This window comes from Oceanobacillus sp. B139/18 (assembly GCF_055524595.1).
The window spans coordinates 599,044-622,534 of the sequence record NZ_JBVFXI010000001.1 but is presented as its reverse complement, the minus strand read 5'-3'; the positions used below and the strand labels follow the sequence as shown (position 1 = coordinate 622,534).

At 40.8% G+C, this 23,491-nt stretch carries 16 protein-coding genes; 3 read left to right on the top strand and 13 right to left on the bottom strand.

The window, feature by feature from the left end; translation table 11 throughout:
- Positions 1 to 3: 3 nt before the first annotated feature.
- The 7 genes from addA to ACZSMY_RS02985 all read right to left on the bottom strand — a co-directional run bounded on the left by addA (position 4) and on the right by ACZSMY_RS02985 (position 12,329).
- Entirely contained in the window at positions 4 to 3,720 is a 3,717-nt protein-coding gene (gene addA / locus ACZSMY_RS03015; protein ID WP_042534600.1) for a helicase-exonuclease AddAB subunit AddA, read from the bottom strand.
- On the bottom strand, positions 3,713 to 7,210 hold the full coding sequence (gene addB, locus ACZSMY_RS03010; RefSeq protein ID WP_042534602.1) for a helicase-exonuclease AddAB subunit AddB: 3,498 nt from the start codon (positions 7,208 to 7,210) through the stop codon (positions 3,713 to 3,715). Before addB ends, addA begins: the two co-directional genes overlap by 8 nt.
- Before the next feature lie 819 nt (positions 7,211 to 8,029).
- Entirely contained in the window at positions 8,030 to 8,578 is a 549-nt protein-coding gene (gene lepB, locus ACZSMY_RS03005) for a signal peptidase I (RefSeq protein WP_042534603.1), read from the bottom strand.
- A gap of 159 nt (positions 8,579 to 8,737) precedes the next feature.
- The gene (locus ACZSMY_RS03000) at positions 8,738 to 9,376 is read right to left on the bottom strand and encodes a TVP38/TMEM64 family protein (protein WP_042534604.1); all 639 of its coding nucleotides are present in this window, start codon (positions 9,374 to 9,376) and stop codon (positions 8,738 to 8,740) included.
- A 381-nt stretch (positions 9,377 to 9,757) separates the two neighbouring features.
- Positions 9,758 to 10,222 (bottom strand): competence protein ComK, encoded by a 465-nt coding sequence (locus ACZSMY_RS02995; RefSeq protein WP_042534605.1) that lies wholly within the window; start codon positions 10,220 to 10,222, stop codon positions 9,758 to 9,760.
- A 229-nt stretch (positions 10,223 to 10,451) separates the two neighbouring features.
- Positions 10,452 to 11,447, bottom strand: a complete 996-nt coding sequence (locus tag ACZSMY_RS02990; protein ID WP_042534606.1) for a lipoate--protein ligase — start codon at positions 11,445 to 11,447, stop codon at positions 10,452 to 10,454.
- Positions 11,448 to 11,600: 153 nt separating this feature from the next.
- Positions 11,601 to 12,329, bottom strand: coding sequence for an MBL fold metallo-hydrolase (locus tag ACZSMY_RS02985; protein WP_193064769.1), 729 nt, complete (start codon positions 12,327 to 12,329; stop codon positions 11,601 to 11,603).
- A 112-nt stretch (positions 12,330 to 12,441) separates the two neighbouring features.
- On the opposite strand from ACZSMY_RS02985, the gene yhfH reads away from it, so the two are divergent.
- Positions 12,442 to 12,573, top strand: coding sequence for a protein YhfH (yhfH, locus tag ACZSMY_RS02980; RefSeq protein ID WP_084612985.1), 132 nt, complete (start codon positions 12,442 to 12,444; stop codon positions 12,571 to 12,573).
- Between the two features lie 268 nt (positions 12,574 to 12,841).
- Positions 12,842 to 14,662 carry an oligoendopeptidase F gene (gene pepF, locus ACZSMY_RS02975; protein WP_042534608.1) on the top strand — a complete coding sequence of 607 codons (1,821 nt, stop codon included), beginning with the start codon at positions 12,842 to 12,844 and terminating at the stop codon, positions 14,660 to 14,662.
- A 127-nt stretch (positions 14,663 to 14,789) separates the two neighbouring features.
- Here the strand turns inward: pepF and ACZSMY_RS02970 are convergent, their stop codons facing one another.
- The 5 genes from ACZSMY_RS02970 to ACZSMY_RS02950 form a co-directional block, all read right to left on the bottom strand.
- Entirely contained in the window at positions 14,790 to 15,359 is a 570-nt protein-coding gene (locus ACZSMY_RS02970; RefSeq protein ID WP_042534609.1) for a GNAT family N-acetyltransferase, read from the bottom strand.
- Positions 15,360 to 15,511: 152 nt separating this feature from the next.
- The gene (hemY, locus tag ACZSMY_RS02965) at positions 15,512 to 16,918 is read right to left on the bottom strand and encodes a protoporphyrinogen oxidase (RefSeq protein ID WP_465147446.1); all 1,407 of its coding nucleotides are present in this window, start codon (positions 16,916 to 16,918) and stop codon (positions 15,512 to 15,514) included.
- Entirely contained in the window at positions 16,918 to 17,853 is a 936-nt protein-coding gene (hemH, locus tag ACZSMY_RS02960; protein ID WP_042534612.1) for a ferrochelatase, read from the bottom strand. The genes hemY and hemH overlap by 1 nt, the downstream gene beginning before the upstream one ends.
- A 120-nt stretch (positions 17,854 to 17,973) precedes the next feature.
- Complete coding sequence (hemE, locus tag ACZSMY_RS02955; protein WP_042534614.1) at positions 17,974 to 19,011, bottom strand: uroporphyrinogen decarboxylase; 1,038 nt, start codon at positions 19,009 to 19,011, stop codon at positions 17,974 to 17,976.
- Positions 19,012 to 19,311: 300 nt separating this feature from the next.
- Complete coding sequence (locus ACZSMY_RS02950; RefSeq protein WP_256704791.1) at positions 19,312 to 21,513, bottom strand: transglycosylase domain-containing protein; 2,202 nt, start codon at positions 21,511 to 21,513, stop codon at positions 19,312 to 19,314.
- Positions 21,514 to 21,699: 186 nt separating this feature from the next.
- On the opposite strand from ACZSMY_RS02950, the gene ACZSMY_RS02945 reads away from it, so the two are divergent.
- Positions 21,700 to 22,197 (top strand): antibiotic biosynthesis monooxygenase family protein, encoded by a 498-nt coding sequence (locus tag ACZSMY_RS02945; protein WP_042534615.1) that lies wholly within the window; start codon positions 21,700 to 21,702, stop codon positions 22,195 to 22,197.
- Between the two features lie 635 nt (positions 22,198 to 22,832).
- On the opposite strand, the gene ACZSMY_RS02940 is transcribed toward ACZSMY_RS02945, so the two are convergent.
- Positions 22,833 to 23,474: a response regulator gene (locus ACZSMY_RS02940; RefSeq protein ID WP_042534618.1), complete on the bottom strand. Its 642-nt coding sequence runs from the start codon at positions 23,472 to 23,474 to the stop codon at positions 22,833 to 22,835.
- Positions 23,475 to 23,491 lie beyond the last annotated feature (17 nt).

Genomic DNA, 23,491 nt, shown 5'->3' with positions numbered 1-23,491 from the left:
CGGCTACTCCCCTTTGATAAGCAGTCCTTTTGAAAAGAAATAGAGATAGGTTTCCTCCACAGGCTGCTTCCAGATTTCTTCTATAGCGTATCGATAAAGCTCAAGCTGGGTCTTATATCGTTTTTTCAATTTTTCTTCCAATTTCTCTGACATTTCTTCTGTAATCCGGTCTGTTTTATAATCAAGAATAATCCAGCCGTTTTCTGAAGGGATAATACAGTCAATAACTCCCTGGATCAACACTTTTTCTGAGGAGGCCCCCTGCCAGTCAGCATATACCTTTTCGGCCGGCAGCATTAAACTGAATGGCACTTCCTTATACAACTTTTTCTTATCAAAAATCTTTTGTGCAATAGCGGATTCTAAAAATGCGATAATATCCGAAGTGGATACACTTTCTGCTTCTGCAGCTGTCATTTTCTCCTCCTGCACCAGTTTTTCAATAAATTCCTCTACTTCTTCATTTGCAAGCATGCCTTTTAGAGGAAGATGCTGCATCACGGTATGAAGTGCGGTCCCTTTTTCGGCCGGTGTTAATTTCTTTTCCGCTTGCATAAATCTTGGTCTTTTCGTAATTGGAGCCTTCGTCGCTGCAGGAAGCATTTTTTCATCACTATACGTATCCTTCTGCTCCTGCTGACGTTTCAACTCGGTTACAGATTGCTTCGCACGTGAATGAGCAGCTTCCTGATAAGGATACTGATAAGAAAGACGGTGATCCACCCAAGCATCTAACGCTTTATCTTTCTGTTCAATCGGATCCCAATTTCTGATATGCGTTTTTAAGGCATCCTGTTTCTCCTGTACCCGATTTTCAAAGGCAACGATATCCTGACGTGGATAAATATTTGCCTCCCACTTGGACGCATCCTGCGTAATCGCAGATAAAACCTGATTACCTATCTCCTCTTCCCGCAGGACTTGTCCCTGCGGATGACGGATAAGCGCAGGGCCAATCCAATCCAGATAAGCCTTTGCTCCAACCCGGAAATAAGCCGGCAGCACCCAGTCTGGATGGTGTGCAATCCAGGACCATGCTGCTTTCCGCTTCTCCGCCGAATCCACTGTCCCTACCATAAACAGCTTCTCTTCCGCACGTGTCAAGGCAACATACAATAGACGAATTTCTTCAGATAATTGTTCTCTCCTGATTTTTTCCCGCATCGCATGATAAAACAACGTAGAATATTGAATTCGTTTCTCGGGATCAATAAATTTACTGGCAAAGCCCAAATCCTTATGAAGCAGATACTTTTGATTTAAATCCATCATATTAAACGATTTGCCAATGCCGCCGAGGATAACGACCGGGAATTCCAGTCCTTTACTTTTATGAATCGTCATTATCCGGACAACATCTTCCTGCTCACTGAGTGCACGGGCAGCACCTAAGTCCTTTTGCTCTTCTTCCATTCTTTCAATGAATCGCAAGAAGCGGTATAAACCGCGAAAGGACGTTTCTTCATAGCTTCTTGCCCGGTCATACAGCGCCCGTAAATTTGCCTGACGCTGCTTCCCTCCAGGGATACCGCCGACAAAATCATAGTAGCCGGTCTCCCGGTAAATCTGCCAAATCAATTCCGAGAGCGCTCCCTGCTGGGCAGATAACCTTAAATTATCCAGCAGCTCTTGAAACTCCTTTAATTGCTCAGTTACGCTGTTATCCTCTTTTGCCATGTATGCTAAGAGAGCATCATAAAAATTACCGTGACGATCAGCTAAGCGGATAGCCGCTAAATCATTTTCCTGCAGCCCGACGATAGGCGACCGCAGTACTGCAGCCAGCGGAATATCCTGACGCGGATTATCAACAGTCTTTAATAAACTGATCATGACTCTGATTTCAATCGCTTCAAAATAGCCAGAGGTCAGTTCAGCATAGACAGGTATACCTTGTTTTTTCAGCTCGTCCATAATTACCGGGGCCCATGTCATTGAACGCATTAAAATAACAATATCCCGGTACATCAAATTACGGTGCTGCCCTTTTCCTTTATCCACCACCTGCATCGGTGTTCCATTTTCTCCGGTACCAATCCATTCCTGTATTTTTTTAGCATAGGCGCGCGCTTCAATTTGCGCCTTTTCTAAATCTTCCTCTGTTTCTTCTCCTCCATCGGATTTCTGTCCCTGTGGAGAATCAATCAGCAGCAATTCCGGATTAGAGTCGAATGGAAATTCATCGTACATGCGGTTACCATAAATCAATTCAGCATCCTCATCATAGGCAATATCCCCGACCGATTCATCGAACAGCTGACGGAATAAATAGTTTGCACCAATCAACACTTCTCCCCGGCTCCGGAAATTCCGGTTAAGATCAATTCTTTCTGCGGGATCATCGTTTGCGGCAAATTGTTTATATTTTTCGATAAACAGGGAAGGCTCTGCATGACGAAACCCATAGATACTTTGCTTCACATCGCCAACCATAAACATATTCCCATTATCTTCCGGGTTGCGGACTAATTGCAGAATACTTTCCTGCACCAGGTTCGTATCCTGATATTCATCAACGAGTACCTCTTTAAACTGCTTTTGCAGCTGGAAAGCAATCGAAGAAGCCTGTCTGCTGTTATCCTCTGGATTTGTCTCTGTTAAAATGTCCAGACAATAATGCTCCAAATCATTAAAATCAACGATAGCCTGTTCTTTTTTTCGATTTTGAAACTTATCCATATAGTCTTCTACCATCAAGGTCATTTGTTTCAAAACAGGTGCCATTTCCTGCATATCCTGAATATGAGCAGGCAAGCTGCGGACAAACCATTTTTCCTTCATCTTGTCCCATCTGTCCTTGACTTTTTTCCGAAAATCCTTCACTTGCTCCCGTTTCTCTGGATTATCGTCTGCTTTTTTTCTGGATAAAGCAGCAAACTTTGCATCTTGGACAAATTGGTGTAATGCCTCCCAATGCGTTATTTTTTCCATCGCTGTATCCAGTATCGCCGTATCCTTTTCCAAAGCATCCAGATAATGATACGGTCCATCCGGCTCTCTTGCCACAGCAATAGCTAATGCATTCTCCTGCTTCATCGCTTCTAATTGACCCGATATTTCTTCCTTCACCTCCTGAATCCAGGGGATGGTCTCTTCCGTCCAATTCTCATCTATTTCATAATTAGCCGTCAGCTGGTGCAGCCATGCTTTGGGTGATGGATGCTGGACTGCAAAATTTGCCGTCCGTAAAATTAACTCTTCCACATCTCTGTCACTTCGGTCATTAGAAAAGCGGTTCACCACTTCAAAGAACGTTTCCTGCTCCGTATTCGAATCATCATACCAGCCCTCCAGCAGCTCATCCAGAACCTCCCGTTTGATCATATCCATCTCTACCTCATCGGCAATCCGGAAAGAAGGATCCAGCTCGATCATATAGGCATTTTTTCGTACAATATCTAAACAAAAAGAGTGTAATGTCGAAATAGAAGCTCTCTGTAATAAGGACAGCTGCTTTTTTAAATGAAGTGATCCAGGCTTTTCAGCCAGAGCCTTTTCTAACGCTGCTCCAACTCTCGCCCGCATTTCCTGGGCAGCAGCATTTGTAAACGTAACGACGAGTAATTCATCGATATTAATTGCATCTTCTTCCTTTAATAACTTCTGAATAATACGTTCTACAAGGACAGCTGTTTTTCCGGAACCAGCTGCTGCGGCTACAAGGATATCCGTGCCGCTTTGATAAATTGCCCGTTCCTGTTCCTGTGTCCATTTAACCACGGATTTCCCCTCCCTTTAGCCGTTCAATCACTTCTTTTTCTTTCATATTTGCTATTTTTCTATAATTATTTCCTTCTAACGCAGGATCGAACTGACAAACTGCATGAAAAGGACAATACGTACATGCTTCGGTCTCTTTTTTCAGAAACGGATTAATTTCTACTCCGCCTGAAGTCATATCCAGTCCTGCCTGCTTCAGTAATCCATGGATATGATTTTTCAATTGTTCAAATGTATCTTCATCCGCAATTTTCGAATTGCTGTTGAATGTACCATCTTTTTTCAGTCCGGCAGGAATAATATGACTGTTCCCAGATTCTAATGACTCATCCATCATTCTGGCGATGTCCTCATCAGATAAGAGCAGTCCTCTCATTTTATAAGACTTAAAGATTTGCTCCTCGATATCGCTGTCTAATTTCTCTTTATCCATATTGATCATTGGATTATGCACATGGAAATAAAGAACGCCTGCCGGGCTCGCCTGCTGACCGAGCCATTTTTCGGAATGAGTCAGTACAACATCTAAATACGTCAGCATTTGCAGGGCAAGTCCATAGTAAACTTCCAATAAATCCAGCGCACGGGAGCTTGATTTATAGTCGATAATCCGTAAATATAAATCCTGATGAAGCTGTGCTTTATCTACCCGGTCAATTCTTCCGCGCAGCAGCAGTTCATACCCATTTTCAAGCGGCAAAATAAGCGGAGGCAGCGGGCTATCCTTCTCTCCAAAGCTGAGTTCAAGACCAATTGGGCTGAAATCTGTCTGTCTTGCCTGCTCACTTAATATAAATGCTGCCCTGGCAATAATCTCCTCCAGCTTTTGCTGAATAAATGTGTAACGGTTCGAGCTGTGCAAGATTTGATGCTGCAGTACGGGAGATAATTTCTGGATTGCCCGGTGTGCATAATTTGCCGATGTCTCCCTGGTAAGCTGCTTAAAGTCTGTTTTTTCATTTTGAACCCACTCTGTAATGAGGCGTAATGCTTCGTGGAATAATTGTCCGATATCCGGAGCATCCAATTTATATGTTTCTCTTTCTTTCAAATTCAAGCTGTAACGGGCAAAATGCTGGTACGAACATCTGTAATAAGATTCCAGACGGCTGACGCTTGCCTTGATTTGTTTTGGATAAAGTTCTTCCGCTGTTTCCTTTTTTAAATGCTCCGGCTGGTTTTTATAAAATAAGCCTTGTAATATGCGATAGGTCATACGGTATTTCGGCTGATTTTTTACATACCAATTATATACAGCAAACCAGGCATGATCTATTTCATAGCCGCGCTGCAATCTTGCAAATTGCGTTGTCAGAGCTGCTCTTGTTTTCGTTTTGGTCGTAATAAATCGCGTTGTATCCGCAGTATCCTCCACATCTTGAAATAATACATGCTCCTGCGTTGCCGGAAACAGGCCTTCTATTCGATGAACAACCTGAGAAGGGACCTTCGCTTTTCCTTCCTCATCACTAATTGGATAACTAATCATCAGCTTATCCTTTGCTACAGTTAAAGATAAATAGATATAAAACCAATCATCCAGCAGCTGTCGTTTTCCATTATCCGCAAGCTTCAAGCCATTTTGCTCCAGCAAATCTCTTTCTTCATCGTCAATCATGCCATCAATTGTCGGCTTCATTGGCCATATTCCTTCATTCACACCAAGTAAAAACATGCAACGGACATCAGACATTCTTGACCTGTCAATCGTTCCTACTAACACATGATCCATGGTCGGGGGCACATGTGAAAATTCCAAAGCTTCTGCGCCGGCATTGATGGAAGCATTGAAAGTAGTCATATCCATTTCTTCGTCACCAGCTATTTCTACCATTTCATCCATTAATTGGAGCACTGCATCCCAGACCTGCTGCTGCTCCCTTCCTCTTTCAGGAATGCCCTGTTCATCGAAGGATGCACGCATTTCTTCCAGCTTTTCGGGTGCGCCTAGCGATTCCAGCCAAATAAAAATAGCTTCACAGCGCTCTTTTACACTTCCTGCTGCACGAAAGCTTTCATCAAAAGGACGGAGTGCATGCGTTATTTGGTTGCGATAACGATTGATTTTGTCCTGCATCTCCCTTTCCGTGTTTGTCTGCGCAGCCTGTTCAAAGCCGCGGAAACGTTGATATTTCCAAGGTTTATCATCTAACCACTGCTTCCGGTAACGAATACCATATTCTATCGTATAGTTCTCTAATTGATCAATGGCGTCACTGGTTAAAGGAAACTCCTCATCACTGGCAGGGATAAAGCCGGTTTTTAAAACCCGGAAAATGGCATCGGAACGCCAGCCATTTTCAATTGCCTCCAGCATCGAACGAATCAGTTCAATCAATGGGTGATGCAGCATCGAACGCTTCTGGTCAATAAAAACAGGAATATCATAATCGCCAAAAATCGTTTCTATTAAATCATCATATACATCCGGCTGTCTTACTAAAATGGAAATATCCCGATAGCGGTATTCTTCGTCTCTGACAAGGGAAAGAATTTCTCCCGCAACACCCTCTACTTCTGCACGCGGATGCACTGCTTCAGCTATTTGAATCGGAGCCTCCCCTTTGTATTCCGGTAAAGGCCGTACGTCAAAATTCTGTTCTAAGTGAGCAAAGTAGGCACGCTCTTTAAACTGATCCTTTGCCGGATCTAAATAAACAGACTGTTCCAGCGAAATACCGTTCTCTTCCGCTGCAGCTGTTAATTGGTGATGGGTTTGATTCGTCTGGTAGAAGATATCCAGTTCCTCCAGATTCTCTGTGGCTGTCGGATCTAATGTCAAACCAATATGAACCTGCGCACATTTCTTCATTAATTCCGTGATTACGGACAGCTCCTGCGGCGTAAAGCGGTGGAAGCCGTCAATATAAATATGTGCTCCTTCCAGCGTGCTTGCCTGCGGAATTTTTTCCATTAATATCTGCAGTCTGTCTTCACTGTCCATATACATATGCTGCAGCTGGTTAAGAAGCTGTTCATAAATGTAAATGAAATCATCCAATTTTCGGACTAACCCTGTTTCCGAGGGAGATTGATGCACAAATTTATTGAATTGCTCCTGCTGTAACCGAAGTGCATCAGGTGTAATTTCATATCGCTTAAATTCTTGAATAACAGATTCTAACTGGTCCAAAAATCCTTGTTTTTTGATTGCTTTTTGAAAAGCCATCCAATCTCCGCTTTTTTCAGCAATGATTTTCCGAAGCATCATTTGGGTTCCAACCGAACTGATAAAAGGCTTTAATCCGCCCCCTGTTTCCTGTAAAATCCGCCATGCAAGCCGTGAAAAACTGGCAACCTGCGCCCGGATACTCCCATTTAAATGCTCCCGGCTGAATAAAGCTGTTTCTAATTGAAAGGTCATTTGATCCGGTACAATATAAAAAATAGCCGGACCAATCGGCTCCTTTTGCAGACGATGTTCAATATCCTTCATCATCCACTCGCTTTTATCTGTACCGGACCTGCCTAAAATAAATCGCACAGTCAATCTGATACACACTCCTTTTTAGTGGTATATGTATGGATTACGGATAACCTTCTGCAAATTTCCCGCAGAAAGCAGTTTCGTTATTGTTTGTTTCACATTATACCTTACTTGCCTCAAAACAAAAGCTTCTATCCTTATTTTATCAAAGATAGAAGCTTGTTCCTAATAAAAGTAATTTATCGCAGTGTAACTGGCTGAGACTGGGACGGCGATTACCAATGTTGACAGGTTAACGCGACCGCTGCGGAAAAACACTACGCTTTCCATGGGCTTGCGCTCAGCCTCCTCGAAAAAAGAAGTTCACTTTTTTTCTGCGGGGTCTTCACACTGGGACTGCGATTACTCGCCCCACCGAAAACCATTGTGCTTTCCCATAGGAGTCTACGTATTTTTCCTCCGCTAGATAGTTTTATTGCTATCTGTTTTAAATTTAAGAAAATTAATTAACCTGACTGACAACATTGCTACGATTGCTAGCCCCACCGAAGGGCTTTTGTAAGACTTCTGCTTCCAGAAATGACGAATACATGTTATTGCTAAGCGGGAGATCCAACAGCCAGTAACGGTCCAATTCGTTCCGGCCTACAGGATGTAGGTCACAAAGGGGTTGCGACAACGCTTTTTGATGGGGTGAGTAATCGCAGGCCCAGGACGTCGCGAACTTAGCCTTTGTTCCTTTAGTCCTTCAGTGGGGGGACGGAGCACCCCCGTTGAAGGAAGTTTCACTTTATTTTCATCTGTTTCATGCCTGCACTAAAATGGTGAATGCTAGGATTGTTCATACATCTTACACGAACATATACCTGCTTTCCATCCGTCTTAGTGCGGCTGCTTAAATAACTGTGTTATCGGCCAATACGTCACATCCACCTTGCCAACTACTTCCTCTACAGGGACGAAGCCGATTGATCTGCTGTCTAAGCTGTCTCTGCGGTTATCCCCTAATACAAACAGTTCATCTTCCGGCACCGTTTGTTCCCCAGTCACCTGCAAAAGTGTAAAGTCTTCTGTCAAAGGTGTCGCTTCCGTCTTTTCTTTTTCTTCCTGCAGAAAATCCTCAGGGATATACTCGCCATTTACATATAATTGGTCATCCTTGTATTCTACTTTTTCTCCCGGAAGCCCGACAACCCGTTTTACATAATCATTTTCTTCCGAGGCATGAAATACAATCACATCAAAACGGTAAATATCTGAAATATCACTTGTAAACGTATTAACCATCATTAAATTTCCGTCATACAGTGTGGGTTCCATGGATTTTCCGTTAACCACATAGTTTTCGAATAAAAATGTCCGGATAAGTAAAAACACAGCGATTAACAAAACAGCGACAATAGAAACTCTTACATAGTTATATTTTTTCACTGTTATTCTTCCTTCGCTTTAGTTTAATTATTAATATCATACCCCAAAGCAAAGAACTTTAACCTTTTATCCGCAGACAGACAGTATTCGTTTAATTTTAAAAAATATATGAACGTCTTTTTATTCTTTTTGTTATACTAGCTGATTTGACTTCTGTTACTATACTTGGTGCTTGTCCACCTTTTTTTGAAGTCTTTTCTCTAAATACTTGCCGAATACCCAAAAAATGATAATACCTATTCCCACTAAAATGGTCCGTACCGGATTTTGTGCAAATTCCATAATACTGGAGCCAATATAAGAAATAGAAAAAATCATCACGGTTTTCCCTAACAGCACCGCTAATAAAAATGGGTAGAAACTGATTTTTGACAACCCGGCCACCACATTAATAACAGATGATGGAGAAAATGGGAAACATAATAATAAAAACAAAGGTCCAAAGCCATGCCGTTCTACCCAATTCGTAATCCTGGACACCTGCTTGTTATGGCGTATCCGTTTTAAGAGTCTTGTATTTCCTAAACGCCGGATAACAAGGAACACTAGAACAGCACCTAAACTGGCACCAAGCCAAGAATAGAGAAAACCCTCAAACAAACCGTAAGCAGCAGCATTTCCGAGTACAAATACAATAAGCGGCAAAAATGGTAAAAAAGCTTCAAAAAAAGGAAGCGCAATACCAGGCAACGGACCAAGCCCTTCATATTGCTCCAACAGCTGGCGGATAAACTCCTCCCAGCCTTCTTCTTTTAGAAATGTCTGCCAATTTGAAAATGTAATATTCATTACGTACATACGGTCAGTCTCCCTCAAAATTCCAACAATCTTATTGATGATTATATGCTACTGCAGTTTTTTTGAAAAGTATAAACTTCTCTGCCCAATGAAACTCAATCTATCACCAGGGTACCCTATTATAATTATATTTATTATCATCATGAATGGAAGCAGAGAAGGTTTTATAATCATATTCTTAAGCAATAACATTATTTTATGCAGAGGCCTGCCAAAATATCGGCTTTTATTCTAGGTAGCTTTATATTATTATGACTGAAGTTGGCTGAGGTGATTTTGAGAGGAGACTGAGGAAAAAGCAGAAAAACGAAGATAAAGTAACAACTCTTCTAATCATTTATTATCTCTTAATCCCATTTGAAATCCTGTACTGCAGGGTTACTAAAATGCACTGCCCCGCTCATCCATAAGATAGCGTATATGAGCGGTACGCTGTATTTGATTAATAACGATGCCGTGAGAAATATCCAATGTGATGCTTCGTCCATTTTTAAATAAAATTTCCGTCGATTTACTATCTATTCTTTTAACATCTTCAATATGAGTATGTGATATCCAGGAACAGCTCTCATGGGATGGAGATTTTGTGGGAAAGAAATACATTTTATTTCTTGGATCAATCGGTATTGGAGTTTTATGTGTAATGTGGGATATACTTTTGATGCCATTTTGCCGGCCTTTTAAATCAGATCCAAAATATGCGCATGCGTATTCAATCACTTTAGTCGGCCTGCCTTTTAATACATACTCTACTTCATCTTCTAAAATACGGGTGATATTCTTTCCATTTTCGTCCTTATCCGACAATATTGCCATCGTATAAGGGGTGATTTCTCTCATTTGCATTTTATTTTTCCTCCTTATTCCCTAGTGATATGGATGAGTTAAAAGTATTATAGCACCAAACTGAGGAAAAAGAAATAATTATTTTAAAAATTTTGCATTATTTTAAAAAACAAAGAAAATTCAGGTGTTAAATTCTAGAATTAATATCGACAAAAAACTTCATTCTGCGCAGAGCTCTTAACGCTTCAGAATGAAGTTTTATTAAATGATTCGTATTCTGCTAGAAATTTTAGTAAAGCAATTCTAGAAATTCTTCTTTAGAAATTCTGCCAAGATAATGGGAGACATCAACCTGATCTACAGCTTCTTTGACAGCATCGCGGTTATGGCGGATACCGGTCAGTGCATCTTCTAATACTTTTACATCGCCCAAGCCAAAGAAATCGCCAAAGATGGTACAATTTTCAATGATGCCTTTCTTCACATCTAAACGAACATCAACAAGCCCGCCTGGGAATTTTTTAGACTCCTGATAGTTAAATGAAGGAGATTTTCCATAGTTCCATTCCCATTGCTGATAACGTTTTTCGGAAATCTCATGAATTTTTGCCCAGTCTTCATCGGTTAATACATATTGCGGTACATCGTTAACGTCTTCCACATCAAAAATATAGCGTAAAATCAATTCCTTAAATTCATCCATAGATATTGGGCTGTCCAGATATTCAGCAATATTTGCCACGCGGCTGCGAATTGATTTAATTCCTTTTGATTCAATTTTAATCTTTTTCACCTTTAACGCTTTAGTTAACTCTTCTAATTGGGAATCCAGCATTAACGTTCCATGGCTGAACATACGGCCGCGGGTAGAGAACATCGCATTGCCAGATATTTTTCTTCCCTCTACAGCTAAATCATTTCTTCCTTGCAATTCAACCGGCACACCGATGTTATTCAAAGCATCGACAACTGGCTGTGTAAATTTAGCGAAATTCTGAAAGCTGTTGCCATCATCCTTCGTAATAAAGCTGAAATTTAAATTTTGTTCATCATGGTAAACTGCGCCGCCGCCGGAAAGACGTCGAACAACTTTAATTCCTTGTTCATCCACATAATCCGTATTAATCTCTTCAATTGTATTTTGATTTCGTCCGATAATAATAGAAGGACTGTTTACATAAAATAAGAGGTATGTATCTTTCTCACCAAAATTTTCAAGAATATATTCTTCAATAGCCAGATTAATTTGAGGGTCTGTGATTCCTTTATTATCAATAAATTTCAACTTACTATTCCTCCCTTTATTTTCACTATTTTTATTCTAACGTATAAATTATTGCAAATCAAAACTTCTACCTGCAAATAGGCGTTTAAAAAGCCCGATGATAACTCGTCACCTTGAAAACCTATAACAGCTTTACTGAACACCTCTTATAAGTTACTTCCAAACATACCCTTCCTCTGCTAATATAACCGGACCTGTATATATTTGTTCAGCTTCCTCCTTCAACTGTTCTAGTACACCAAACTGAGGCAGGTGGCTAAGCACTAATTTTCCCACATTTGCAGCCTGCGCAATGCCGGCAGCTTCCTCACTATTCATGTGTCCGGCTGCTGTTCCATCCTGTTCTTTAAAATAATTGCAATCTGTTATAAGTACATCCGCATCTTTTGCGAATGGAATCCACGCTTCTGTGTAGCTGCTGTCTGCAGTATATACAATCGTCTTTTTCCCGTCCGTAATACGCATGCCAAAGCATGGAACTGGATGCGCTGTTCTTAGAAATGTAATGGAAAAAGGCCCTATTTTCAATTCTTCCTCCGGGTTATAAGCAACCCCCTCTGTATACTGGTGGGACAAGGACGAGAAGCCTTCTTCATCTTCTGTATGTCCATATATTTTTAGTTTTTTTTCATTATTATGCACATAATAATCAATCAGTTTTCCATATTGGAGTACACCGATATCTGCTACATGATCATGGTGATAATGCGATAAAATCACTGCATCCAGTTCAGGTACAGATGTGAATTTCTGCAGCTTGGACAGGGCTCCGCTCCCCATATCCAGCACCAATTTATAATCGTCTTTTTCTAATAAATAGCTTGAAGTAGCGCCATCTTTATTTGGATAGCCGCCCCAAAAGCCGATAATAGTTAATTGCATCTTAAAAACAGCTCCTTAAAATTTTTAAAAATTGTAGCAATACAGTGTTGACATCAATATTCTGTTATAGTACAATACTTTTAAATCATTTAAAACATTAGGAGGAATCGAAATGACTGGAATTATCGAATTTTTTAAAAATCTGCCAAAGAAGAAATGTGCAAAATGTGGAAATGCAATGGTAAATGAAAAGGCAGATTGTTATGGCAACATTTGTGACGATTGCGATTATCCAGGGCGTTAATAGATGTTACCAGTAAAACGATTAGTAAGGCATTACTGTTATTCTCGCTCTGTTTAATATGAAGAATTCCCATAAGTTATATCCTTCTCCTGAATAGCCTGTACTCGGCTATTCTCTTTTTTTTGCACATTTATTGCTTCTGTGATAAAACGCTATAAATTTCCCCTTCTGTGTACTATAATTAATTAGGTAATCGAATTAATGGCTAACATATTGCTGTATCTATATTTTCTTTGATAGACAGTAATATTTCAAGCATTTGGGAGGAATGACAATGATAGAAGAAAGCAGAAGATATCGAAAAGATGTGCCTGTTGAACAGACATGGGATTTAACAGATCTTTTTCCTGACAAAAAAAGCTGGGAGAAAGCATTGAAGGACATTGTCGAAGAAGCTGATCAAATTACCACTTTTAAAGGAAAGCTTTCTGAAAATGCAAACACTTTATTACAAGCTATTAACTCTGTAGAAGCTTACCAGCAGAAGGTTATTCATGTTGCCGTTTATGCAAATTTATTAGTAAGTGCAGACGGGAGCGATCCTGTGAATCAGGGGGCTGCTGCAAAGAGCGGGGCTGCACTTGCTGCAATCCGCTCCAAGATTTCTTTCTTTGAAACAGAGCTTCTTAACCTGACTTCATCTGAAATCGAGCAGTTTATAGAAGATGAGCCTGGACTTGAAACATACCGGAAATATTTGTTTGATATTTTAGAGCAGAAGGAGCATATTCTCTCACCTGAATTAGAGGAGGCTTTATCTGCGCTGGGTGAAGTTTTAGAAGCTCCACACAATATCTTTTCACGAAGCAAACAGTCCGATATACAGTTCAAAAGTGTAACAGACAGTCAGGGAAAAACACAGCCAATGAGTGAACCGTTATACGAAGAAAGTTATGAGTATTCAGAGGATACTGTATTGAGAAGGAACGCCTATGAGTCCTTTATAGAAACATTGGAACAATATAAAAATACGTATGCTGCTGCCTATCAGACAGAGATTACAAAACAGGTACAGCTTTCCAAGTTAAGAAAATATGATTCTGTCACGGATATGCTTTTAGCACCACAGCAGGCAACCACGGAAATGTATCATAATCAATTAGATGTTATCCAGGAAAAATTAGCTCCGCACATGCAGAAGTACGCGAAATTACTAAAAGAAAAGCTCGGGCTGGAAGAATTGCGATTCTGTGATTTAAAAGCTCCGCTGGACCCTGCGTTTAATCCGAGTACATCCTATGAAGAGGCTTCCGAGACCATTTTAAACGCACTCGATATCATGGGGCCGGAATATATCGAAGGAATGAAAAAAGCATTATCAGACCGTTGGGTAGACCGTGCTGAAAATGTTGGTAAGGCAAGCGGCGCATTCTGTTCGAGCCCATACGGAGCACATCCATATATTCTGGTGACCTGGGCCGATAAAATGCGCAACGCCTTTATTCTTGCACATGAATTAGGGCATGCCGGTCACTTCTATTTAGCCGGTAAAAATCAGACGCTTTTTAATACACGACCGTCAACTTATTTTATTGAAGCACCTTCTACATTAAATGAACTGCTGCTTGCTGATCATTTAATGCACGCAAACAAAGATAATCCGCGGATGAAACGCTGGGTGATTACCCAATTATTGGGGACCTATTATCATAACTTTATTACACATCTATTAGAAGGCGCATTCCAGCGTAAGGTTTATGATTTGGCTGAAAAAGGTACTCCGTTAACAGCTGATGTTTTATGCAGAGAGAAACGTCAAGTATTAGAATCCTTCTGGGGAGACACCGTCACTTTTGATAATGGTGCAGGCTTAACATGGATGCGCCAGCAGCATTACTATATGGGTCTGTATCCATATACCTACTCTGCCGGTTTAACCGTCTCAACAACCATGGCTAAGCGGATTCGTGAGGAAGGACAGCCTGCTGTGGATGACTGGTTAAACGTCTTAAAATCAGGCGGTACCAAGCGCCCGCTTGAGTTAATTAACGATGCAGGCATTGATATGTCCAATCCAAAAAATATCGAGATTGCGGTGGATTATGTCGGTTCATTAATCGATAAGTTAATCGAAAGCTATTCGGAATAATTTGTTTTAAATTTTAATGCTTTCTATCTAACTTTACAACAATCGTAATAGCAGTCCCAGCTCCGCCAAAAAGCCAGACAGGTATTATGCCAGTCTGGCTTTTTGGTATTTTTGGAAAAGCTGCGCCTCACCTGTCCCACTCGGCTCGCAATATCCCATATACTTCCCGGTCATGAATCGTATCCCCTATCACTTCATCCGCCCGTATGGTTCCTTCATGTTTAAAACCCAGTCTTTCAGGGACCGCCGCACTTTTTTTATTCTTTACGGCTGTTTTAATCTCCACTTTATTTAATTCCAATTCGTGAAATGCATAATTCACCATTGCAGCACAGGTAAGTGTCATGATTCCTTTATTTGTATATGCTTCTCCAAGCCAGTATCCAATTTCCGTTTTCTTTACTTTCCAATCAAAATATAAGAAACCGATGGACCCGGCTAATTTTTCCTTATACCATATCCCGGCCCAAAAGCCCTCTTTATTTACGAAACGAAATAAGGACCTTTTAATAAAACTTTTGGAATCCTCCATCTGATTGGTTACAGACGGAAAGGATAACCAGTTGCTTAAAAAATCTTTGTTGGCGCTGACTAAATCAAATAAGTTTTCTGCATCGTTTTCTTCCAGCAACGAAATCATGATCTCTGGATTGACTTGATTATATAGCAGCTGCTCCCCCTCCTCCTTCTCGTTCATTCGCGTTTAAGCTTCACGTTTTTTCATGATAAACGAATGCCTTTTTTTAAAACAAGTTATTTTCTTCATTCTATCACTTATTTACTTCTGTCCATAAGAAAAACAGCTACAGAAACAAATATTCCATAGCTGTTTTAAATCATATATCCAACTTATTTATTTTGAGTCAATGCTTCTATTGCCAATTCTGCACCCTTTTGTCCGTGCTCAATACAATCCGGAAGTCCTGTACCGTCATAGGAGCTGCCAATCAGCTCCAGGTTTGGAAGCTGGCTGGCTACATAATCGCGGACCCTGCTGACAAGCTCTAAATGCCCTGTGTGGTACTGTGGTCTTGCCTCAATAAATCTAGTAATCTCATAAAATAAAGGCTTTCCCTTTACTTTCATTACTTTATTTAAATCCTTCAAGACAATATCCACAAGCGTCTCGTCTGATTCTTTTACAATCTCCTGATCATCAGGTTTTCCGACATAACAGCGCAATAAAGCTTTCCCTGCAGGTGCAGTTCCTTCCCATTTACGATGGGTCCACGTGCATGCAGTGAAGCGGTAATTACTATTTCTAGTAACCAAAAACCCGGTTCCATCTAAATCACGCTTAATTTGTTTTTCATCAAAAGCAAGTACGACATTTGCTGTGGATGTCGCCGGAATAGCATATAATTCCTGCAGCGGAGCATGCATACTCAGCATTCCGGGAACCTGAGTATGCGGAACTGCTGCTAAAACAAAATCTGCTGCTAACACCTCTCCTGAATCTAATAGAAGATGATACCCTGTTTCCTTCTTCTCTATATGATTCACTTTATTTTCACGGAGAATTTTCACCGTATCCAGCTTTGCTTCAAGCGCATCAACAAGCTTCTGTAAACCGTTTGTAAAAGAGAAAAACTGTCCTTGGGCAGGCTTACTGTTTTTTGCCGGTTTCGACATGGTCTTACGGAGACCTTTCATAACACTGCCATATTCCTGCTCCATTTTTCCAAAAACAGGGTATATTGCCTCCAGACTCATTTGATCAATATCACCAGAATGAATTCCGGAAAGCAGCGGATCAATTTGATTATCTACCACTTGGTCCCCAAAACGGCGACGCATAAAATGTCCTAATGATTCGTCCCCGGACCGTTTTTTTCTTGGTATAATCAGATCCATTAATCCACGGATTTTACCTGTCAACGTAAAGGAATTTGAACGCAGAAGCGGTCCAACTTCTTTTGGCACACCCATAAATGCACCCTTTGGCATTTTATGCAGCCGATTTTTAATCAGCATAAAGGACTGCCCGGTAGAATTACGTCTTGTTTGATTAAGTATACCCAATTCCTCTGCCAAATTCATTGCAGCCGGTTTACGTGCTAAAAGTGAGTCTGGTCCTTTCTCAATCGTAAACCCGTCTCTTTTTATCGTATGAATGCGTCCTCCCAGCCGGTTAGAACCTTCCACTAATGTAATATCAATTGGAAGGTTTGCTGATTTCACTTGTTTTTGCAAGTGATAGGCGGCTGATAAACCTGTCATCCCGCCGCCGACAATTACTACTTTTTTTCTATCCATCAGGAAGCACACTTTACTTTCTTTAATACAACATTTGCTAATGTTTCAATAAATGCTGGATGAGCGTTTGGCATCTCCGGACGGTAGTAGCTTGCTCCAATCTCATCACAGACTACTTTACATTCATAATCATTATCGTATAGCACCTCAAGATGATCTGCTACAAATCCGACAGGTGTATATATAAATGCTTTGTACCCTTCTTTGTTATACAATTCACGAGTTAAATCCTGTACATCTGGACCAAGCCAAGGATCTGGTGTGTTCCCTTCACTTTGCCAGCCTACTTCATAATTTTTCACATTAGCAGCCTCTGCTATTAATTGTGCTGTTTCCTCTAACTGCTGTTTGTACGGATCGCCATTTTGAAGAATTTTCTCCGGCAAACTATGGGCAGATACGATTAATACCGCATTCTTTTTTTCTTCGGCAGGCATTTCTGCAAAGGTATTTTGCACACCTTTTGCCCAGAAGTCAATAAACCCTGGTTCCGTATACCAATCCTGTACAGATTCAATGTTTATACCATGTTTTTCAGCAGTACTATTCGCCCGTTCGTTATATGATTTCACGCTGAATGTAGAATAATGTGGCGCTAAAACAATGGAAACTGCTTCTTCAATACCGTCTTTTGCCATTTCCTCTACGGCATCCTCAATAAATGGAGCAATATGCTTTAAACCGATATATGCTTTAAATTCAAATTCATCCTGTACTTCATTCAGCTTGTTTTCTAAAGCATTTGTTTGTTCCTTTGTTATTTTTGCTAAAGGGGAAATGCCGCCAATTGCTTCATAACGATCCTTTAAATCCTGTAAGGCTTCTGGATCAGGTTTTCTGCCGTGACGAATATGTGTGTAGTAAGGTTCAATATCTTCTTCTTTATATGGCGTACCGTATGCCATTACTAATAATCCTAATTTCTTTTTTTCCATTTCCAATACACCTCGTTACATTTTGTTATTCCGTAGTTAGAAACTATACCATTTTATACATCTGTTTGACAGATAGGATTTAACTGTTTGACCCGGGCTTCATTAGCCCGGGTTTGTTCCTCAATTTTGGTTGGAATAGCTGTGAATAAAATCTGTCAGCCGTTTTAAGGTTTCCGGCTTAATATCAGGAGTAACACCATGACCAAGGTTAAAGACATAGCCTTCTGTGTTCATTCCTTGATCAAGAATCGCTTTCGTTCTTTTTTCAATTGTCTCCCAATTACTAAGTAAAATTGCAGGGTCCAGATTTCCTTGTAGTGCTTTCGTTACACCTAAGCTTCTCGCTTCTTCCACGGAAGTGCGCCAATCCAGGCCAATGACATCGACAGGCAGGTCATTCCACTCGAGCAGAAGATGTCTTGCTCCTACACCAAAGGTAATCAGCGGTACATCATATTTTTTTAACGCTGAAAAAATATCCATCATGACTGGTTTCATAAAATAACGGTAATCTTCCACGTTTAATGCGCCGACCCAAGAATCAAAGATTTGAATCGCACTTGCACCAGCTTTAATTTGCGCTTCTGCATAACGAATAATCATTTTTGACAATTTATCCATTAATGCAAACCAAGTCTGTGGTTCACGATACATTAACGCTTTTGTTTTCGTATAGTTTTTTGAAGGTCCGCCTTCAATCATATAGCTCGCTAATGTAAACGGCGCTCCGGAAAAGCCGATCAATGGTACATCAAGCTGTTCCTCTGTCAGCAGGCGTATGGTATCCAGCACATAAGGAACATCACTTTCCGGATTGATCTCACCAAGCTTTTCTATATCCTGCATACTCCGGATTGGCTGGTCGATCACTGGTCCAATTCCGCTTTTGATTTCTACATCTACCCCGATAGCCGGCAGAGGCGTCATAATATCCTTATAAAGAATCGCCGCATCCACTCCGTAATTTTCTACCGGAAGTCTTGTAACATAAGCACAAAGCTCCGGCTGATGAGTAATTTCAAACAGGGAATATTTTTCTTTTAATGCCCGGTATTCTGGTTGGGACCTTCCAGCCTGGCGCATAAACCAAGCTGGCGTGTAGTCTGTTTTCTTTCCGCGATATGCGTCTAAAATAGTTGTATTTTTTACTTTTGCCATGCAACGTTCATCCTTTATATTCTTTTTCCATCTCTAACTATATCTATTTATCGCATTTCTGTATAGGGTTACGATTTGTTTGTCATCAAATTGTCTCATTTTATAATCATTCTAAAAAGATATTTCTTATAAAACGAAACTTCACTCAGTAGGAGTTTTGTTCTTCTCCCACTGGGTTAGCCTAAGTGATTCAGGGAGTTAGCGTCCGTTATCTCCCGCATAAATAAATTTATCTTTACGCTTTATTTTGAGGCGAGATTTTACGGACGGTTCTCCGTGATAAAACGAACCGGCAAGATATTAGAAAAAGGATACGGATGTGGAATGAGAACCTTCCATATTGGTAATGGGATCAACCGGAACGACATAATACGTTTCGTTGCGGAACCAAACATCATCAACGATAAATTCTGTTTCTCCTTCCACTTCTCCGACCAGCTCATCTGTACCTTCTTCTTCTTTATAAATACGGTAGACGACTCGATCATCTGTGGAGCCTTCCCAGCTAAGCTTTCCTTTCAATAAAGCAAATCCGCCAAAGGTATAGCTTGCATCTACATGCTCGATGACTGGTAAATCAATCGGCTCCGGCAAAGCTTCTACACCTTCTGGCATCTCAAAGGACGCTGTTAATCCAGAACCCGTCTGGTTATCGATATCGGTCAATATTTTTTTGGTCAAGGACGTCGGGTAAGAACTTCCTCCTGTCAAATAATGCTCTGCATCAGACCGATCATAGCCCATCCACATAGCCGTAACATAATCGGGTGTATAGCCTACAAACCAGGCATCCTTTGACGCTCCGTCAACAGCTGGATGCTGTGTTGTTCCTGTTTTCCCAGCAAGCTCCTTACCATAGTAGCCGGAGCTTGCTGTCCCTGTCCGGACGGTTTCTTTAAGCATTTCTGTCATATCCCAGGCAACCTGCGGGGTAAATACTTCTTCGCTGCTTGATTCCGACTGATAAATAATTTCCCCGTTACGGTCTTTTATCTCCGCTATTGCTGTCGCTTTCGACATTTCTCCATTATTTGCAAAGGTCTGGAAGCTTTGAGCCATTTGCAGCGGCGTGACCCCTTTATTTAAACCTCCCAGTGCAATCGACAATCCTTTATCCTCGATTGGCATCCCCATTTTCTCCAGATAGGATTTCGAATTGTCTATTCCAATTTCGTTAAGCAGCCAGACTGCAGAGGTATTTGTTGATTCAACAATCGCTTGATAAATCGTTATGTTATTCTTATATTCTCCACTAACATTGGTTGCTTCATACCCGTCTATATCCATATATTGATCAGGGATAATTGTATAAGGATTATACTCGTCTTCCTGCATCAACGCAGGTCCATACACAGCAACTGGTTTAAAGGTTGACCCCGGCTGCCGCTGTACATTTGTCCGGTTTAAATCACCAAAGCTATAATCCCGTCCGCCGATAGCCGAGACAATATGTCCGTTATTCTTATCCAGCATAACAAAGGCTCCCTCTGTCCCCTCTGTATTCCCAGGGAAGAAAGCATCCTCTTGAAAGTTCTGATAAGCAACCTGCTGAAAATCTTCATTCATATAGACAGTAATATCATAGCCTCCGCTTTGCAATTCGGCAAAGCTTAAGTCATGCGCTTCCGCAGCCTCTTTTATAGCAATATCAACATAGCTGTCGACCCAGGGATTCGTTCCTCTTTCTTCTTCTTTCAGATTGATTCCTAATCCTTTTTCCTGCTCTGCAGCCATTGTTTCTTCATCTATAAAGCCGGCTGATTCCATGGTCATTAAAACAACATTTCTGCGCTCTGCTGCTTTATCAGGATGATTTAAAGGCGAATATCCATTGGGTGCCTTCATTAACCCGGCAAGCAGTGCTCCCTCAGATATCGTTAACTCATCAACATCTTTTGAAAAGAAATATTCTGAAGCCTTCTGCAGGCCATATACTCCCTCTCCAAAGTAAACCTGGTTCACATATAACTCTAATATCTCGTCCTTGCTGAGTCTGCGCTCCAGATAAAGTGACGCCATCATTTCTTTTATTTTTCTTGTCCAGGATTTATCATTTGACAAAAAAAGATTTTTAGATAATTGCTGTGTGATGGTGCTTCCGCCCTCTACTTTGCTTCTCGCTAAAATATCACGGTAAACAGCTCTGCTGATCGACTGCAGATCAATTCCCTGATGCTCATAAAACCGGCGATCTTCCACTGCAACAAATGCTTCCAGAACATGGTCTGGTATATGGTCTGTTGAAACATACTCTCTGTTCTCGTTGTATAATGTCCGGATAACTTCTCCATCCTCTGTGCGGATAGTGGTCGTCAAATCAAGCTGTAAATCTTCCTCATTGGCAATCATTTTCCCGCCTAAAATGAGCAGACCATAGCCGCTTAATAATAAAAGAAAAACAGCAGCGACGGCTATTCCCAGCCATTTGATTTTTTGTCGAAAAACATTCTTCTGCTGTTTTTTGCGTTCGTTTCTTTTTTCATTTCTTCGCTCGCTTCTCATAAGTTCACCTCAAGTAGCATATACGCATTCATTATACGTTATTCTCATCTTTTGATAAAGAATGGACATCCTTAAATTACAAGTACATTCGACAAAAGGGTATTATTTTCAATATTATTTGTATTTGTGTACAATTTAATTATAAGTAGATATTCAAAGAAGGTCGACAATTGAAGGAGGAATTTTATGAAAGCATTTATGTCCAGAGGAACGATTCATTTTTTAGAAACATTGGAGAAAAAAAATAAGCATATTGACTTTTACTTTATCGCCAGTAATGATGGCGGTATCGCCTATTATGAAAACAGCTCTAAAAATATTTTTTCAGCCGGTCAAGCCTTTGATGTATTAAAATCGGTTGGCGAATTATCTAAGGAAGGGTATGTGGTTATGAATCATCTCCCTATCTCAGAAGACAGCAGCCCCGCCTTTGAATATCGTATGAAGCATAGTGACAGCGGCATTGAAAAAATGGAAGGCTTTCAAGCATGGCGTTTTTTACGTCAGGAAAAATCAAGTAAATATGTGGTTTTAACACAGTGGAAATCGTTTGCTGATTTTGAGAACTGGAAAAACTCCGATCAATTTAAAAAAGCTCATGATTCGCAGCAGGCAAAACAGCCGAGTTACTTTATGGAGCGTCCGTTTGTTATTTCAGGGCATATGCATGAGAAGGAAGAATAAATACAGAAAACGAACATCTATGCAGCAGGTTGTTTTCGGACAATTCCCTTTAATAATCGTTTCATCAAGAAAAACCAAGAATACCGCTTTGTTTTTAAAACATCAGTGTTCTCGCCAAAGAGATGTCCGCTACGGGAAGTCGTTTTCCGCGGGCAACGTTCAGCCGCACGGTAAGAAAACCGCTTCCTGCTTAGGTCTCCACCTGTTGCTTTTCCCGCAGGAGTCGGTTTCCCTCCGCTCCCATCTTTGAAGAAATATGTTTCATTTGCTTTCTTTCAAAGAAAAGAAGCTGATTCTAGCGACGCTTTTTGATGGGACGAGTAATCGCAGTCCCAGTCCCAGAAGAAATACACGGAGACTCCTGTGGGAATGCGCAGGGTGAAGACCTAAGCAGGAAAAAAGTGAACTCCTTTTTTTTCTACCCTCAGGGCATAAGTGCGACTTTAGCTCTGTCTGCGCCTGTCGGCTTGCCAATTGCTAAGTCTTCTTTAGAGGAGGCTGAACTCAAGCCCACGGAAAGTGTAATGTATTTCTGGAGCGGCTATCCTTAACATTTTATACTTTCTTATTCTAAAAAAAGTTGTTCCCCTGCGGACAACCTTTTTTGTTGGTGGCGTATCTTCATGTGAAGCGAATCAATCTCCTGCTGTTTTAAATAATTGATTCCTGTGTACGTAAACAGCAGCCTGGGTTCTGTCATTCACTTCCAGCTTACTTAAAATATTGCTTACATGTGTTTTCACCGTTTTAATTCCGATATAGAGTTTTTCACTGATTTCTTGATTGGTCATTCCATCCCCAATACACAGCAGCACTTCTAATTCCCGTTCGGTCAAATCTTCATGGGGTTTTTTCGCAGGGGTGCGAAAACGGTTCATCATTGTGTTAGCAACCTTTGGTTCAATCACATTTTCATCTTTGGCTGCTTTTCGTACAGCTTCTGCAATTTCCTGTGCATTAGAGGTTTTCAGCAAATAGCTGAATGCTCCTGCTTCCAAGGCAGGGATTACCTGTTCATTATCATAATAGGATGTCAAAATAATCACCTTGCATTCTGGATAAGAAGTCATGATCTGTCTGGTTGCTTCGATACCATTTCCATTTTCCATAATTAAATCCATCAGCACGACTTCGGGCTTCTCCTGGATAACAAGCTCAGCTCCTTTAAATCCGCTGTCCGCCTGCCCTGCAATTTCAATATCATCCTCCGTCTGTAAAAAAGAAATAATTCCTTTACGCACTACATCATGATCATCAATGACAACTACACGAATCATAATACATTCTCCCCTTT

Bases quoted from the DNA above. Each gene is read 5' to 3' on its own strand.
- ACZSMY_RS03000 (WP_042534604.1), bottom strand. From the start codon at position 9,376: ATGTACGTAATGAATATTACATTTTCAAATTGGCAGACATTTCTAAAA.
- ACZSMY_RS02995 (WP_042534605.1), bottom strand. From the start codon at position 10,222: ATGCAAATGAGAGAAATCACCCCTTATACGATGGCAATATTGTCGGAT.
- ACZSMY_RS02985 (WP_193064769.1), bottom strand. From the start codon at position 12,329: ATGCAATTAACTATTATCGGCTTTTGGGGCGGCTATCCAAATAAAGAT.
- yhfH (WP_084612985.1), top strand. From the start codon at position 12,442: ATGACTGGAATTATCGAATTTTTTAAAAATCTGCCAAAGAAGAAATGT.
- pepF (WP_042534608.1), top strand. From the start codon at position 12,842: ATGACAATGATAGAAGAAAGCAGAAGATATCGAAAAGATGTGCCTGTT.
- ACZSMY_RS02970 (WP_042534609.1), bottom strand. From the start codon at position 15,359: ATGAACGAGAAGGAGGAGGGGGAGCAGCTGCTATATAATCAAGTCAAT.
- hemY (WP_465147446.1), bottom strand. From the start codon at position 16,918: ATGGATAGAAAAAAAGTAGTAATTGTCGGCGGCGGGATGACAGGTTTA.
- hemH (WP_042534612.1), bottom strand. From the start codon at position 17,853: ATGGAAAAAAAGAAATTAGGATTATTAGTAATGGCATACGGTACGCCA.
- hemE (WP_042534614.1), bottom strand. From the start codon at position 19,011: ATGGCAAAAGTAAAAAATACAACTATTTTAGACGCATATCGCGGAAAG.
- ACZSMY_RS02950 (WP_256704791.1), bottom strand. From the start codon at position 21,513: ATGAGAAGCGAGCGAAGAAATGAAAAAAGAAACGAACGCAAAAAACAG.
- ACZSMY_RS02945 (WP_042534615.1), top strand. From the start codon at position 21,700: ATGAAAGCATTTATGTCCAGAGGAACGATTCATTTTTTAGAAACATTG.
- ACZSMY_RS02940 (WP_042534618.1), bottom strand. From the start codon at position 23,474: ATGATTCGTGTAGTTGTCATTGATGATCATGATGTAGTGCGTAAAGGA.